Here is a 14,976-nt window from a genome sequence, read left to right as displayed (position 1 = left end):
GCAAGCCCGCTCCCACACCTGACTGTATTCACAAATCAAAATGTGGGAGCTGGCTTGCCTGCGATGGCCGCGCTTCGGTTTTCAGTCGATCAACTGCGCATCGCGCAACGCAGTAAGCGCTGTCAGCCAACGCGGGTCCTGCCTATAGTCCGTCGAGGCAACCGCCTGCCCACGCATACGCGCAATCCGCGCCGATGGCGTGACCTTCATCCGCTGTGCTGCACTCAGCGCCAGCTCGGCCGCCGCACGGTCATTGCACACCAAGCCCATGTCACAACCGGCGGTCAGCGCCGCTTCGATACGGCTGGCCGCATCGCCGACCACATGGGCGCCGGCCATGGACAGGTCATCGCTGAAGATTACCCCGTCAAACTGCAACTCACCGCGCAGGATATCCTGCAACCAGCGACGCGAAAAACCTGCAGGCTGGGCATCGACCTGCGGGTAGATGACGTGCGCCGGCATCACGGCGGCCAATTGCTTGCTCAGGCGTGCGAAAGGCACCAGGTCATTGGCGCGAATCTGCTCCAGGCTGCGTTCATCATTGGGAATGGCGACGTGGGAATCGGCCTCGGCCCAACCATGGCCAGGGAAGTGCTTGCCGGTGGCGGCCATGCCGGCGCTGTTCATGCCACGGATAAAGGCACCCGCGAGCACGGCAGCGCGCTCGGGGTCGCCTTCGAAAGCACGGGTGCCGACCACGGCGCTGCGCTGGTAGTCGAGGTCCAGCACGGGGGCAAAACTCAGGTCCAGGCCCACCGCCAGCACCTCGGTGGCCATGATCCAGCCGCACTGTTCGGCCAGGTATTCAGCGTTGGGGTTATCCGCCAGCGCACGCATGGCCGGCAGGCGCACGAAGCCTTGGCGCAGACGCTGCACGCGACCGCCCTCCTGGTCCACGGCCAACAGCAAGTCCGGGCGCACTGCACGAATCGCGGCGCTCAACTCGCGAACCTGGCGCGGGTGCTCGATATTGCGCGCAAAAATAATCAGGCCGCCCACTTCCGGTTGGCGCAACAGATGACGATCCTCGGCCGTGAGCCAGGTACCGGCGACGTCGACCATCAAAGAACCTTGCAGGGCAGCAGTCATAAACCTTCCTTAAATAACGCACACAACCCGTCGTCCTTGCCAGGCACGGCAAGGACGACGGGTTGCGAATAAATAGCTGAAAATCGGCATGGCGGCTAGCTTAGCGGATGCAAGCGGCCGCGCCCACCCGCAGCGATCAAACCTTGGCGGCGACCGGTACGGCTTTGCTGCGTGGGCGCAACTGGGCGGCGGCCATGGCAGGGTCGCTGACGCCGGTTTCGGCGCGCATGCCAGCGGCAAGGAACGGCACCATCAGGCGCATGACTTGCTCGATGGACGTGTTCACACCGAAATCGGTCTCGGCAATTGCCCGCAGCGCCTTGATACCCGACATGCTGAAAGCTGCGGCACCGAGCATGAAATGCACACGCCAGAACAGCTCGATAGGTGGAATACGCGGGGCCGCTTCGTTGACCAACAGCATATAGCGGCGGAACACCTTGCCGTACATGTCTTCCAGGTAGCGGCGCAAGTGGCCCTGGCTCTGGCTGAACGCCAGGCCCAGCAGGCGCATGAAGATCGACAGGTCGTTGCCGCTGCGAGGCTGCACGACCAAGGCTTGCTCCACGAGGATTTCCAGCAGCTCTTCCAGGCTCGGCTTGTGATCGGCCTTGGCCTGGCGGCGTTCCAGCTCACGGTCGAGGCTTGTGCAGAACGGGCCCAGAAAGCGTGAGAACACCGCCTGGATCAGGGCCTTTTTCGAGCCGAAGTGGTAATTCACAGCGGCCAGGTTGACCCCAGCCTTGCTGGTGATCAGGCGCAATGAAGTTTCAGCAAATCCTTTTTCCGCGAACAATTGCTCGGCAGCATCGAGAATGCGTTCAACGGTTTCCGACTGGGCCATGGCTACTCCGCCTGACAAACACTTGTTTGAAACATACGTTTCAGAGTGTGTCTTGTCAAGCCTGCGGGTCCGCTTTGCGGCTGGTCAGTCATCTGATTCGTCGCTATTTAATCACATCCTTGCAGCTGTGTAGGCAGCGCCGCTTCTGCTCTGTAGGACGGCTGATGGATGACCGTCCAGCGGGGCCACTAAAAAGGATGATTGCCAAGCGCAGTTCACTGTATATAATCCCAGTCACTGTATAAAAAGACAGAGCGATCAACATGCTAAAACTGACGCCACGCCAAGCTGAGATTCTGGCTTTTATCAAGCGCTGCCTTGATGACAATGGTTACCCGCCTACCCGTGCGGAGATTGCCCTGGAACTGGGGTTCAAGTCCCCGAACGCCGCCGAGGAACACCTCAAGGCCCTCGCTCGCAAAGGTGCGATCGAGATGACCCCGGGTGCTTCGCGAGGTATTCGCATCCCTGGCTTCGAAGCCAAGGCCGACGAGTCGACATTGCCGATCATCGGTCGCGTCGCCGCAGGTGCGCCGATCCTGGCGCAGCAGCACGTCGAGGAATCCTGCAACATCAACCCGACCTTCTTCCACCCTCGCGCCGACTACCTGTTGCGTGTGCACGGCATGAGCATGAAGGACGTGGGCATCTTCGACGGCGACCTGCTGGCCGTGCATACCACCCGCGAAGCCCGCAATGGCCAGATCGTCGTGGCCCGTATCGGCGACGAGGTCACGGTCAAACGCTTCAAGCGCGAAGGCAGCAAGGTCTGGCTCCTGGCCGAAAACCCTGAGTTTGCCCCGATCGAAGTCAACCTGAAAGACCAGGACCTGGTGATCGAAGGCTTGAGTGTCGGCGTCATTCGCCGCTAAAGGAGGCATCATGCAGCTCGTGCACACCCCACAACATACACAACTGTCGCTGTTCGAGGCCTTCATGGCCCAGCCCCTTGCGCCAATCCTCAAGGAAACGGTCGAAGCCCCCTGGGGCGGCGAACCTGAGGCGTTCAGTGAACTGTCGTTGCGCGGTGCGGCTGAGAGCTGCCTGAACCTGCTGGCACCTATCCTGCGCGAATTGAGCGAAGATCAGGACGCCCGCTGGCTGACACTGATCGCCCCGCCCGCCAGCCTCACCCAGGCCTGGCTGCGGGACGCTGGGCTCAACCGTGAGCGTATCCTGTTGCTGCAACCACGCGGCGCGCAAAGTGCCCAGCAGCTAACCTGCGAAGCCTTGCGCCTGGGCCGCAGCCATACGGTGGTGAGCTGGTTGAACCCGCTGAATGCCAGCGCCAAGCAGCAACTGATCAGTGCTGCGCGCACGGGTGATGCACAGAGTTTGAATATTCGATTGGGGTAATGATGGCGCGCCACAGAAGCAGCCGTCACAAAGGACTCAGTGAAGAACGCGCGGCCCTTCATCTTTCTCCGGCTCGCCTTCAGCAAGGCGACCTGCCATCTGCACGCCCACGCTCAACATGGCTTTAGCCACTTCGACGTGCTGGCCTTGCAGGAAGACCTTGGCGTCTTCGGAGAAATCCAGAATAACCAGAGAACCCTCGTCCTCCGCCCGGCGCAGTTCGATTCGGCCGTCAGGCAGTTCAACAATTTCCAGAAAGGACGTTGGCATAAAAGTCTGTTCTCCACGAAAGGCCTGGGATTATATCAGTCATCCACCCAGCCTCGCAGGGGATATGGACAGGTTTGTTTACGGTGTGATGAATGGCGCCCTAGGGAACACGCGTCTCTATGTGGGAGCTGGCTTGCCTGCGATGGCGGAGTATCAGCGCATAATCAGCAAACTAACCCACCGCTATCGCAGCATAAGTACCTATACAACTTTGCAGGCTAAAGCAGCCAACGGTAACCACGATGCGAAGCGAGTAGCTTTTGATCTGCTTTTGATCTTGATCTCAGGCGCCCCGTTAAACCACGCTGGCATTCCGGCTTTCCACAGTGACCCGCCGTCAGGCGGAGCCCTAAGTGGCCGTTGCCGCAGGAATGAATATGTACTCGGTATAACAGGGTCGCCTGTCAGGCCGCCATCGCAGGCAAGCCAGCTCCCACAGGTTGAACGCGGGGCATCAGATCGATAGGTGTCGGCTGGCAGGCCGTCATCGCAGGCAAGCCAGCTTCCACATTTGCTTAGTGCAACCCCTTCAGCACTCGTTGAGCCCTTCACGAAAACGCAGCGCCATCTTTTTCAGCTCCTGGCGCCAGCCTTCCAACTCCTCACGGCTCAAAGGCTTAGGCTCATCCTGCTCCAAGGCCACGGCGACGATCAGCGGCTGGGTGACATCACCTTTGGGCACATGGGGAATACGCGGCGGTTGAAACATATCCGCATGGGCTTTGAGCAGCCGTGCCACCCAACTGTCGGGGCTTTGGGCCATTTCCACCAGTTCGGCCAACTCGGGGATCGCCATTGAATCCAGCACTTCACGATTCATGATCATTTCTGCACGCGGCGCACCGGCCTGGGGTAGGCGGTAGAACCCGGCGATCTCATGGCACAGCCCCAGCAAGGCACCGTACAGGTGGAACAACGCCGCTTCGCGCCCCGCCTGTACCAGCGCGATGGCGTTCATCTCTTTCCCTTCCTCGGCACGGCCAAGGGCCTCCAGGGATAAACCCGCGAAGTAAATTTTCTGATTGGTACGGGTATAGAGTTCGTTGGCCATGACGGCAATCTCCACAACGAATAGGCGTGATGCTGGCTGTGTAGGAGCGAGCTTGCTCGCGAAAAACTTCCAGGCACCGCAGGGTGCCAGGTTTCCCGCGTTTTCGTTAACGATCTTCGCGAGCAAGCTCGCTCCTACAGTAAGCAAAAGCCGTCTATACAGACGGCTTTTGGCGTTAACAGACTAGCGGATCAAGCGCCCTGGCGCTTGTCCTCGACCTTCCACTTGCCGCCGTCGTAGAACGCTTTCCAGCCAGTAGGCTTGCCGTCCACTTCGGTCTGCACGTACTGCTCCTTGGTCTTGCGGCTGTAACGGATCACGGCTGGGCGACCATCCGGGTCCTTTTTCGGCGCTTCACACAGGAAGTGGTACTTCGGATCGATCTCGTCCTTGTGCGGCACGATCTCCATCACCAGTGGTGCACGGGTCTCGCGGTTTTTCGGGAACTGGCTCGCAGCCAGGAACAGCCCCGAAGCGCCGTCACGCAGGATGTAGGTGTCGTTGACCTTCTCGCACTTGAGCTCAGGCATCTTCACCGGGTCCATCTTCGGCGGCGCCGCATCACCGCTTTTCAGCAGCTTTCGGGTGTTCTTGCAGGTTGGGTTGGTGCACCCGAAGAACTTGCCGAAACGGCCAGTCTTGAGCTGCATCTCGCTGCCGCACTTGTCGCATTCCAGGCTCGGGCCTTCATAGCCCTTGATGCGATAGGTGCCCTCTTCGATCTCGTAGCCGTTGCAATCCGGGTTGTTACCACAGATGTGCAGCTTGTGCTTCTCGTCCAGCAGGTAGGCGTCCATCGCCGTGCTGCAGATCGGGCAGCGGTGCTTGCCACGCAGCACCAGCGACTCGGACTCACCCTCGTCGTCAGCCGCGATTTCATCGCCCGGCACCAGGTTGACGGTCGCCTTGCAGCGCTCTTTGGGCGGCAGGCTGTAGCCCGAGCAACCGAGGAACACGCCGGTGGAGGCGGTACGAATCTGCATCGGTCGACCGCAGGTAGTGCACGGAATATCCGTCATCACCGGCTGGTTGGCGCGCATCCCGTTCTCGGGGTTCTCGGCCACTTCAAGCTTTTTCTTGAAGTCGCCGTAGAACTCATCCAGCACGTTTTTCCAGTCGCGTTCGCCCTGGGCCACGTCATCGAGGTTCTCTTCCATGCCGGCAGTGAAGCCGTAATCCATCAAGTTGGAGAAACTCTCCGACAGACGCTCGGTGACGATGTCACCCATCTTTTCCGAATAGAAACGACGGTTATGCAGCGCAACGTAGCCACGGTCCTGGATGGTGGAGATGATTGCCGCGTAGGTCGACGGACGACCGATACCGCGCTTCTCCATCTCTTTCACCAGGCTGGCTTCGGAATAACGCGCCGGCGGCTTGGTGAAGTGCTGGGACGGGTCGAGCTTGATCAGCTTCAGCGTGTCGCCCTGGGCCATGTCCGGCAGCACATCATCATCGCCAGGCTTGGCGATCTGCGGCATCACACGGGTGTAGCCATCGAACTTGAGGATACGGCCCTTGGCACGCAGCTCGAAATCGCCCGCGCCCACGCTGACGGTAGTAGACAGGTATTGCGCCGGCAGCATCTGGCAAGCCAGGAACTGGCGCCAGATCAGCTCGTAGAGGCGCTCAGCGTCGCGCTCCATGCCGCTCAGCTTGGCAGGCGTGGTGTTGGCGTCGGAAGGACGAATCGCTTCGTGTGCCTCTTGTGCGCCTTCCTTACTGCTGTAGACGTTCGGCTTCTCCGGCAGGTAGGTCTTGCCGAATTCGCTTTCAATATAGGTACGCGCCATCGCCACCGCGTCTTGCGACAGGTTGGTGGAGTCCGTACGCATATACGTGATGTAGCCAGCCTCATACAGACGCTGGGCCATCATCATGGTCTTCTTCACCCCGAAGCCCAAACGGTTGCTCGCGGCCTGTTGCAGGGTGGAGGTGATGAACGGCGCCGACGGCTTGCTGCTGGTCGGTTTGTCTTCACGCTTGACGATGCTGTAGCTGGAGGCCTTGAGCTTCTCCAGCGCGGCCATGGCCTGGGCTTCGTTCAGCGGCTTGAAGGCTTCGCCTTTTTCACGGGCCACTTCAAAGCGCACATTGGCGCCCTTGGCAGTGCCGAGGTCGGCGTGGACTTCCCAGTATTCTTCAGGGATGAACGCACGGATCTCGCGCTCACGCTCAACCACCAGCTTGACCGCTACCGATTGCACACGGCCGGCGGACAGGCCACGGGCGATCTTCGCCCACAGCAGTGGCGAGACCATGTAGCCGACGACGCGGTCGAGGAAGCGACGGGCCTGCTGGGCGTTGACACGGTCGATGTCCAACTCGCCCGGCTTGGAGAAGGCTTCCTGGATGGCTTTCTTGGTGATTTCGTTGAACACCACGCGCTTGTAGCGGCTGTCATCACCGCCGATGGCTTCGCGCAGGTGCCAGGCAATGGCTTCCCCTTCGCGGTCCAAGTCCGTCGCGAGATAGATGGTGTCAGCATCTTTGGCGAGCCGGCGCAGCTCTTCGATGACCTTTTCCTTGCCCGGAAGGATTTCGTACTTGGCCTTCCAGCCATGGTCCGGGTCCACACCCATGCGCGAAACCAGTTGCTTGCGCGCTTTTTCTTTAGGCGTGAGTACCGGACCTTCGCCCGCGGCGGCCTTGCCGCGCTTGGCGGCAGGCTCCTTGCTGGCGCTAGCCGAACCGCTGGTGGGCAGGTCTCGGATATGGCCGATACTCGACTTCACCACGTACTCGTTGCCCAAGTACTTGTTGATGGTCTTGGCCTTAGCCGGGGATTCCACAATGACCAGCGATTTGCCCATGGATCGGAAAATTCCTGAATTCGAGAAGTGAAAGGCAGTTGGCGCCTGACGCGGCAACGCTATATATAGTGGCAACCGGATGAGGTCAAGCGCAGCATTCTGCGCGACCTGCCGTTATTGCCCTGTAAAAAGACTGGGTTCGGCCGTGACCAAAGCAAAGCGTGGGACCTGCTCGCCGTCAACTTCGACGGTCTCCAGGAACATGCTCAAAGGGCGTACCCAAAAGCCGTATTCGCCATACAGTGCTTGGTAAAACACCACTTCTTCTTCGGTTTCAGAGTGGCGCGCCACGCTGAAAACACGGTACTGCGGCCCCTTGTAATGCTGGTAGAGCCCTGGTTCGACTTTCATGCTCTGGCCCTCATGCGAAATTTGTTGAAAAAAAATATTTAAAAGTTCCAAAAAACAAAAACCGGGGCACTGGGCCCCGGCTTCCGTCAACCGAACGTTTAGACGCGTTCGAAGACGGTAGAGATGCCTTGGCCGAGACCAATGCACATGGTAGCAACCCCAAGGTTGCCGCCATTTTGCTTCATCACGTTAAGCAAAGTGCCAGAGATACGCGCACCGGAGCAACCGAATGGGTGGCCCAGGGCAATCGCACCGCCGTGCAGGTTAACCTTCTCGTTCATCTTGTCGAGTACTTTCAAATCTTTCAGCACTGGCAAGGCCTGTGCGGCGAAAGCTTCGTTGAGCTCGAAGAAGTCGATATCGGAGATGGAAAGGCCTGCGCGCTTCAAGGCTTTCTGTGTGGCCGGTACTGGACCATAGCCCATGATCGCCGGATCCACACCCGCCACTGCCATCGAACGAATCACGGCCAGCGGCTGGATACCCAGGTCCTGGGCACGCTGCGCCGACATCACGATCATGCACGAAGCACCATCGGTGATTTGCGAGGAAGTACCGGCTGTCACGGTGCCGCCCTTTGGATTGAAGGCTGGCTTGAGGGCCGCCAGGCTTTCCAGGGTAGTGTCCGGACGAATGGTTTCGTCGTAGTCGAACAGTTTCAGGAAACCATTCTCGTCGTAGCCGTTCATCGGGATGATTTCATCCTTGAACTTGCCTTCCACCGTCGCCTTGTGGGCGAGCTGGTGGGAGCGCAGGCCGAAGGCGTCTTGGGCTTCACGGGTGATGCCGTGCATTTTGCCAAGCATTTCCGCGGTAAGGCCCATCATGCCCGAGGCTTTCGCCGCGTAGAGGGACATGTGCGGGTTAGGATCGACGCCGTGCATCATGCTGACGTGGCCCATGTGCTCCACGCCGCCGACCACGAACACATCGCCGTTGCCGGTCATGATCGCTTGCGCAGCGGTGTGCAGCGCGCTCATCGACGAACCACACAGACGGCTGACGGTCTGGCCGGCCGCAGTGTGCGGGATCTGGGTCATCAACGACGCCATGCGCGCGATGTTCCAGCCCTGCTCCAGGGTCTGGTTGACGCAGCCCCAGATCACATCCTCGACTTCGTTCGGGTCGACCTTGGTGTTGCGCTCCAGCACTTTGCTGATCAGGTGCGCCGACATGTCTTCGGCGCGGGTGTTGCGGTGCATGCCGCCCTTGGAGCGGCCCATCGGCGTACGACCGAAGTCGACAATCACGACGTCTCTTGGATTCAAGCTCATAAATATTCTCGCTCTAGTCGATTGGGCGCTTAACCGAAGAAGCTCTGGCCATTCTTGGCCATTTCACGCAGCTTCGCGGTCGGGTGGTACAGCGGGCCCAAATCAGCGTATTTGTCAGCCAGGGCAACGAACTCGGCCACACCGATCGAATCGATGTAACGCAACGCGCCACCACGGAATGGAGGGAAACCAATACCGTACACCAGGCCCATATCGGCTTCGGCGGCGGTTTCAACGATGCCGTCTTCCAGGCAACGCACGGTTTCCAGGCACAGGGCGATCATCATCCAGTTGATGATGTCTTCGTCGGACACCTCACGCTGTTCGTAGATGACCGGAGCGAGCACTTCGTGCACCGACGGGTCGGCCACTTTCTTCTGCTTGCCCTTCTTGTCGGCCTCGTAGGCGTAGAAGCCCTTGCCATTCTTCTGGCCCAGGCGCTTGGCCTCGTACAGCGCGTCGATCGCCGAGCGGCGGTCGTCTTTCATGCGGTCCGGGAAGCCTTCAGCCATGACGTCGCGACCGTGGTGGCCGGTGTCGATACCGACCACGTCCATCAGGTACGCCGGGCCCATGGGCCAGCCGAACTTCTCCATGACCTTGTCGATGCGCACGAAGTCCACACCGGCGCTGACCAGCTTGGCGAAACCGCCAAAGTACGGGAACAGCACGCGGTTGACCAAGAAGCCCGGGCAATCGTTGACGACGATCGGGTTCTTGCCCATTTTCTTGGCGTAGGCAACGGTGGTGGCAACGGCCAGCTCGCTGGACTTCTCGCCACGGATCACTTCTACCAGCGGCATCATGTGCACCGGGTTGAAGAAGTGCATGCCGACGAAGTTTTCCGGACGCTTGAGGGCCTTGGCCAACAGCGAGATGGAAATGGTCGAGGTGTTAGAAGCCAGGATGGTGTCATCTTTGACCTGGGCTTCCACTTCAGCCAGTACCGCCTGCTTGACCTTCGGGTTTTCGACAACCGCTTCGACCACCAGGTCGACGTGGCCGAAATCACCGTAGGACAGCGTAGGACGAATGCCGTTGAGCACTTCAGCCATTTTTGCAGCGGTCATGCGACCTTTATCAACGCGGCCCACCAGCAGCTTGGCCGCTTCGGCCAGGCCCTGTTCGATACCGTGCTCGTTGATATCTTTCATCAGGATCGGCGTGCCTTTGGACGCCGATTGATAGGCGATACCGCCGCCCATGATACCGGCGCCGAGTACGGCGGCCTGTTTCACGTCCTTGGCGATTTCGTCGTAGGCCTTGGCCTTTTTCTTCAGTTCCTGATCGTTCAGGAACAGGCCGATCAGGCTCTGGGCCGCCGAGGTTTTCGCCAGTTTGACGAAGCCTGCCGCTTCCACTTCCAGGGCTTTGTCGCGACCAAAGTTCGCGGCCTTCTGGATGGTCTTGATCGCTTCAACCGGCGCCGGGTAGTTCGGGCCGGCCTGGCCTGCCACGAAACCTTTGGCGGTTTCGAACGACATCATCTGTTCGATGGCGTTGAGCTTAAGTTTTTCCAGCTTCGGCTGACGCTTGGCCTTGTAGTCAAATTCGCCGCTGATGGCGCCTTTGATCAGGTTCAGCGCGGCTTCGGCCAGTTTGTCGGGGGCCACCACAGCGTCGACGGCACCGACTTTCAGCGCGTCTTCAGCCTTGTTTTCCTTGCCGGCGGCGATCCATTCGATCGCGTTGTCGGCACCGATCAGGCGCGGCAGGCGCACGGTACCGCCAAAGCCTGGGTAGATACCCAGCTTGACTTCCGGCAGGCCGATCTTGGCCGTCGCGGACATGACACGGAAGTCTGCCGCCAGGCACATTTCCAGGCCGCCGCCCAACGCGATGCCGTTGATGGCAGCAACAGTCGGCACGTTGAGGTCTTCGAAATCGCTGAAGATCTTGTTGGCTTCGAGGTTGCCAGCCACCAGCTCGGCATCGGGCAGCTTGAAGTTGTCGACGAATTCGGTGATGTCAGCGCCGACGATAAACACGTCCTTGCCGCTGGAGACGATCACGCCCTTGACCGAAGCATCTGCTTTGATGGTGTCTACGGCCTGACGCAGTTCGTTCAGGGTTAGACGGTTGAACTTGTTGACGGACTCACCCTTGAGGTCGAATTTGAGTTCGACGATGCCACTTTCAAGAGCCTTAACCGTGATGGCTTTACCTTCGTAAATCATCAACTGATCTCCACGATATGGAAGCTGAACAGTACACACTGGACGCTGGTCTCTGGTTTGACATTGACAGTTGAATCAATGCTCACGCCAATCCGCCAGGCACACCCGCCAGTGCGATAGTCGGGTTTTGTATGAGTCGTCTGACAGGCAAACGCTCAATTCATACGCCCGTTTGATTTGGGTACGCCACCTTCATCCAATTCCGAGCAATTGTCAATCGCTCCAAAGGCTAGGAAAAACGCGACTTTCCAGTCATTTCAGAACCCGGCCCATAGGCTCGCCACCCGTCAATATTCAAATATTCACAGGATCAATAATGGAAAGGATGTGGGAAAAGGCTGTACAGAAAGCAATACACGACTAGGCTAGCGGCAATGTGCAGATTTACCGGCCTGCCTGGCCACCTCCAGCCCGATGATGATGTCGGGCTTTTTATTGCCTGGCTTTCCTGTAGGAGCGAGCTGGCTCGCTCCTACAGAGCTTGGGTCAGGCCAGGGCCTTGAGCAGCGTATCAATATCTTTCAGCACGCTTGCGTCGCCCTTTTCGCCCCAATACAGAGCAATCATCTGTTTGTCGGCCTCGACCTTATAGACGTTTGCCGGCAGCGTTGCAAAATGCGGCAACAACTTCTCATCCACACAGGGTTCACGCCACTGATTGACCCATAGCCCCGGCTCCAGCTGCCAGTAGCTCCACGTTGCGGGCGCGCTGCCGCGTCGTGGCCGGCAATACTGCGCACAGGGGCTCGGCGGCTCCTGCTTGAGCCAGTGCGGCCATTCCTGAGGCGCCAACTGCATGGCCAGGCCGATGCGGCGTGCCTCCATGCGCAGGGCCATACGCCCACTCTGCTGGCGCGAAGGTCGCAGCCATACCAGGGGGCTCAAAACCACCGCAAGGATTGACACCACTATCCAGACCGTCATATGTGTACTCCCGAATTTCTAGATGAGCGGATTTGATCTGCGGCAACCCCATCCGCTTGAAAGCAGCCATACTGAACTTATTGCAGTCCTCTGGAGGAACGCCTCATGCCCTACGAACATATTCTGGTCGCTGTCGACCTGACCGAAGAGTGCGATCCAGTGATCAAGCGCGCACAGGAATCCGCGATTGCCAATGGCGCCAAACTGTCGTTGGTACACATCGTCGAGCCCATGGCCATGGCCTTTGGTGGTGACGTGCCGATGGACCTTTCCCAGCTGCAGCAACAACAATTTGACCAGGCCAAGGAGCGCCTTGACCGTTTGATTCTCAAATACCCGCACCTGAAAAAGGAAGACTGCCACCTGACATACGGCCAACCGCGCCAGGAAATTCACCACCTGGCCAAGGAAAAGGCTTGCGACTTGATCGTGGTGGGTAGCCATGGTCGTCACGGTTTGGCGTTGTTGCTGGGCTCGACCGCCAATGATGTATTGCACGGCGCGCCGTGCGATGTATTGGCCGTCAAACTGATAAAGAGTCCGTAAGACCGATAAAGGTCTAATGTGGGAGCTGGCTTGCCTGCGATAGCGGTGTATCAGCCACCCGATGCATCAACTGACAGACTGCTATCGCAGGTAAGCCAGCTCCCACAGTTGAATCGCATTCCATATTAAAAAGCCCGGCGCTCATAGAAGAGTGCCGGGCTTTTTTATTGCGGGTCGATCAGTCAGGCATCCAACTCGGCCCAACGCTCAACCAAGGCTTCCAGCTCCTGGTTCAGCGTCTCCAGAGAGGCGATGACCTTGGCGGTTTCTGCCGCAGGACGCAGGTAGAAGCCGGCATCAGCCATTTCCGCTTCCACCGCAGCAATCTGCTGTTCCTTGGCGTCGATATCACCTGGCAAAGCTTCCAGCTCGCGCTGCAACTTGTAGCTGAGCTTCTTCTTGGCAGGCGCAGCTTCAGCAGCCGCTGCAGGCGCCTGCGCAGCGACCGGAGCCACCACCGCCGTGTTCAGGTCGGCCTTGCCCGACTTGCTCTCGGTCACGCCCAGCAAGCGCGGCGAGCCGCCCTGACGCAGCCAGTCCTGATAACCGCCCACGTATTCGCGCACCTTGCCTTCGCCTTCGAAAACCAGGGTGCTGGTGACCACGTTGTCGAGGAATTCCCGGTCGTGGCTGACCATCAGCACGGTGCCGTTGAAGGTCAGCAAGACCTCTTCCAGCAGTTCCAGGGTTTCCACGTCGAGGTCGTTGGTCGGTTCGTCGAGCACCAGCAGGTTGGCCGGCTTGCTGAACAGCTTGGCCAGCAGCAGGCGCGCACGCTCACCCCCCGACAGCGCCTTGACCGGCGTGCGCGCACGTTGCGGGCTGAACAGGAAGTCGCCCAGGTAGCTGAGTACGTGGCGGCTCTGGCCGTCGATGTCGATAAAGTCGCGACCTTCGGCGACGTTGTCGATCACGGTCTTTTCCAGGTCCAACTGGTGGCGCAACTGGTCAAAGTAGGCCACGTCGATGCGAGTGCCCTCTTCCACCTTGCCGCTGGTCGGTTGCAGACCGCTGAGCATCAGCTTGAGCAAGGTGGTCTTGCCGGTACCGTTGGCGCCCAACAGGCCAATACGGTCGCCGCGCTGCAGGACCATGGAGAAGTCCTTGATCAGGAACGGGCCGTCCGGGTGATGGAAGCTGACGTTCTCCAGCACCATCACTTGCTTGCCCGACTTGTCGGCAGTATCGAGCTGGATATTGGCCTTGCCGGTACGCTCGCGGCGCTCACTGCGCTCCACGCGCAAGGCTTTCAAGGCACGCACGCGGCCTTCGTTACGGGTGCGACGGGCCTTGATGCCCTGGCGGATCCAGACTTCTTCCTGGGCCAGCTTCTTGTCGAACAGCGCGTTGGCGGTTTCTTCGGCCGCCAGGGCGGCTTCCTTATGCACCAGGAAGCTGGCGTAGTCGCCGTTCCAGTCGATCAGGCCGCCACGGTCCAGCTCGAGGATGCGCGTAGCCAGGCTCTGCAGGAAAGCACGGTCGTGCGTGATAAACAGCACGGCGCCCTGGAAGTCCTTGATGGCTTCTTCAAGCCAGGCGATGGCGCCGATGTCCAGGTGGTTGGTCGGTTCGTCGAGCAGCAGCAGGTCCGGCTCGGACACCAGGGCCTGGGCCAGCAGCACACGGCGACGCCAGCCGCCGGACAATTCGGCGAGGGTCTTGTCTGCCGGCAGTTGCAGGCGGCTCAGGGTGCTGTCCACCAGTTGCTGCAAGCGCCAGCCGTCACGGGCTTCGAGGTCTTGCTGGACGTGCATCAGTTTGTCCAGGTCTTCTTCGGTGACGCAGTTCTGTGCCAGGTGATGGTATTGCGCGAGCAACTCGCCAACACCGTCCAGGCCTTCGGCTACCACGTCGAACACTGTCCGTCCGTCGGCCACCGGCAATTCTTGCGGCAATTCGCCGATCTTGAGGCCCGGGGCACGCCAGACAGAGCCGTCATCGGGCTTCTGGTCGCCTTTTACCAGCTTCATCATGCTGGACTTGCCGGTGCCGTTGCGGCCGATGATGCACACCCGCTCACCACGGGCGATCTGCCAGGACACCTTGTCCAACAACGGCATGGCGCCGAAAGCAAGGGACACATCGCTGAATTTGAGCAGGGTCATACGCTTCTCCAAAAACTGGGCGCGCATTCTACCTGATGTGAGGGTGGGATGCGGTCGGCATTTTCTCTATTGACACGTTCTGTAGGACATTTCCGGCGAACTTGAACGAACCAGCCGGCAAAGCTTTCGCGGGCCGCTGGCAAAAGGCTAAGCTAGGGGCAATCAGTGTCGGC

The 14,976-nt window shown here is 59.5% G+C and carries 13 protein-coding genes; 3 read left to right on the top strand and 10 right to left on the bottom strand.

Annotation, left to right across the window (positions count from 1 at the left end; translation table 11 throughout):
• Window positions 1-81: 81 nt before the first annotated feature.
• Window positions 82-1,080, bottom strand: coding sequence for a beta-N-acetylhexosaminidase (gene nagZ / locus BT199_RS09955; RefSeq protein WP_175556206.1), 999 nt, complete (start codon window positions 1,078-1,080; stop codon window positions 82-84).
• Between the two features lie 148 nt (window positions 1,081-1,228).
• A complete protein-coding gene (locus tag BT199_RS09950; protein WP_072434379.1) occupies window positions 1,229-1,936 on the bottom strand; it encodes a TetR/AcrR family transcriptional regulator in 708 nt (235 codons plus the stop codon).
• 263 nt (window positions 1,937-2,199) lie between these two features.
• On the opposite strand from BT199_RS09950, the gene lexA reads away from it, so the two are divergent.
• Entirely contained in the window at window positions 2,200-2,808 is a 609-nt protein-coding gene (gene lexA / locus BT199_RS09945; RefSeq protein ID WP_003172575.1) for a transcriptional repressor LexA, read from the top strand.
• Window positions 2,809-2,818: 10 nt separating this feature from the next.
• Window positions 2,819-3,292: an SOS-induced cell division inhibitor SulA gene (sulA, locus tag BT199_RS09940; RefSeq protein ID WP_005786162.1), complete on the top strand. Its 474-nt coding sequence runs from the start codon at window positions 2,819-2,821 to the stop codon at window positions 3,290-3,292.
• Window positions 3,293-3,328: 36 nt separating this feature from the next.
• Here sulA and BT199_RS09935 read toward each other — a convergent pair whose 3' ends face one another.
• The 7 genes from BT199_RS09935 to BT199_RS09900 form a co-directional block, all read right to left on the bottom strand.
• Window positions 3,329-3,562: a hypothetical protein gene (locus tag BT199_RS09935; protein ID WP_014717511.1), complete on the bottom strand. Its 234-nt coding sequence runs from the start codon at window positions 3,560-3,562 to the stop codon at window positions 3,329-3,331.
• 529 nt (window positions 3,563-4,091) lie between these two features.
• Window positions 4,092-4,613 (bottom strand): DUF6586 family protein, encoded by a 522-nt coding sequence (locus BT199_RS09925; RefSeq protein WP_003189653.1) that lies wholly within the window; start codon window positions 4,611-4,613, stop codon window positions 4,092-4,094.
• 191 nt (window positions 4,614-4,804) lie between these two features.
• Window positions 4,805-7,426, bottom strand: a complete 2,622-nt coding sequence (gene topA, locus BT199_RS09920; protein WP_003189652.1) for a type I DNA topoisomerase — start codon at window positions 7,424-7,426, stop codon at window positions 4,805-4,807.
• 114 nt (window positions 7,427-7,540) lie between these two features.
• Entirely contained in the window at window positions 7,541-7,777 is a 237-nt protein-coding gene (locus BT199_RS09915) for a DUF1653 domain-containing protein (RefSeq protein ID WP_003189651.1), read from the bottom strand.
• A gap of 98 nt (window positions 7,778-7,875) precedes the next feature.
• Complete coding sequence (fadA, locus tag BT199_RS09910; RefSeq protein ID WP_003189650.1) at window positions 7,876-9,051, bottom strand: acetyl-CoA C-acyltransferase FadA; 1,176 nt, start codon at window positions 9,049-9,051, stop codon at window positions 7,876-7,878.
• A 29-nt stretch (window positions 9,052-9,080) separates the two neighbouring features.
• The gene (gene fadB, locus BT199_RS09905; protein ID WP_005786151.1) at window positions 9,081-11,228 is read right to left on the bottom strand and encodes a fatty acid oxidation complex subunit alpha FadB; all 2,148 of its coding nucleotides are present in this window, start codon (window positions 11,226-11,228) and stop codon (window positions 9,081-9,083) included.
• 486 nt (window positions 11,229-11,714) lie between these two features.
• Window positions 11,715-12,152 (bottom strand): hypothetical protein, encoded by a 438-nt coding sequence (locus BT199_RS09900; protein ID WP_019818247.1) that lies wholly within the window; start codon window positions 12,150-12,152, stop codon window positions 11,715-11,717.
• A 105-nt stretch (window positions 12,153-12,257) separates the two neighbouring features.
• Here BT199_RS09900 and BT199_RS09895 point away from each other — a divergent pair, with 105 nt between their 5' ends.
• Entirely contained in the window at window positions 12,258-12,698 is a 441-nt protein-coding gene (locus tag BT199_RS09895; protein WP_014717508.1) for a universal stress protein, read from the top strand.
• A 182-nt stretch (window positions 12,699-12,880) separates the two neighbouring features.
• Here the strand turns inward: BT199_RS09895 and BT199_RS09890 are convergent, their stop codons facing one another.
• The gene (locus tag BT199_RS09890) at window positions 12,881-14,803 is read right to left on the bottom strand and encodes an ATP-binding cassette domain-containing protein (RefSeq protein WP_072434378.1); all 1,923 of its coding nucleotides are present in this window, start codon (window positions 14,801-14,803) and stop codon (window positions 12,881-12,883) included.
• Window positions 14,804-14,976: the final 173 nt, after the last annotated feature.

Origin of the sequence: Pseudomonas sp. NFR02, assembly GCF_900119375.1 — a bacterium.
Lineage (GTDB): Bacteria > Pseudomonadota > Gammaproteobacteria > Pseudomonadales > Pseudomonadaceae > Aquipseudomonas > Aquipseudomonas paracarnis.
Note: the sequence above shows the minus strand (reverse complement) of the source record. Positions and strands in the feature narration are given on the sequence as shown.

What these genes read in the sequence shown, in the direction of transcription:
- BT199_RS09900 (WP_019818247.1), bottom strand. Translation starts at nt 12,152, where the DNA reads ATGACGGTCTGGATAGTGGTGTCAATCCTTGCGGTGGTTTTGAGCCCC.
- BT199_RS09925 (WP_003189653.1), bottom strand. Translation starts at nt 4,613, where the DNA reads ATGGCCAACGAACTCTATACCCGTACCAATCAGAAAATTTACTTCGCG.
- BT199_RS09895 (WP_014717508.1), top strand. Translation starts at nt 12,258, where the DNA reads ATGCCCTACGAACATATTCTGGTCGCTGTCGACCTGACCGAAGAGTGC.
- topA (WP_003189652.1), bottom strand. Translation starts at nt 7,426, where the DNA reads ATGGGCAAATCGCTGGTCATTGTGGAATCCCCGGCTAAGGCCAAGACC.
- BT199_RS09890 (WP_072434378.1), bottom strand. Translation starts at nt 14,803, where the DNA reads ATGACCCTGCTCAAATTCAGCGATGTGTCCCTTGCTTTCGGCGCCATG.
- BT199_RS09935 (WP_014717511.1), bottom strand. Translation starts at nt 3,562, where the DNA reads ATGCCAACGTCCTTTCTGGAAATTGTTGAACTGCCTGACGGCCGAATC.
- fadA (WP_003189650.1), bottom strand. Translation starts at nt 9,051, where the DNA reads ATGAGCTTGAATCCAAGAGACGTCGTGATTGTCGACTTCGGTCGTACG.
- sulA (WP_005786162.1), top strand. Translation starts at nt 2,819, where the DNA reads ATGCAGCTCGTGCACACCCCACAACATACACAACTGTCGCTGTTCGAG.
- BT199_RS09950 (WP_072434379.1), bottom strand. Translation starts at nt 1,936, where the DNA reads ATGGCCCAGTCGGAAACCGTTGAACGCATTCTCGATGCTGCCGAGCAA.
- lexA (WP_003172575.1), top strand. Translation starts at nt 2,200, where the DNA reads ATGCTAAAACTGACGCCACGCCAAGCTGAGATTCTGGCTTTTATCAAG.
- fadB (WP_005786151.1), bottom strand. Translation starts at nt 11,228, where the DNA reads ATGATTTACGAAGGTAAAGCCATCACGGTTAAGGCTCTTGAAAGTGGC.
- BT199_RS09915 (WP_003189651.1), bottom strand. Translation starts at nt 7,777, where the DNA reads ATGAAAGTCGAACCAGGGCTCTACCAGCATTACAAGGGGCCGCAGTAC.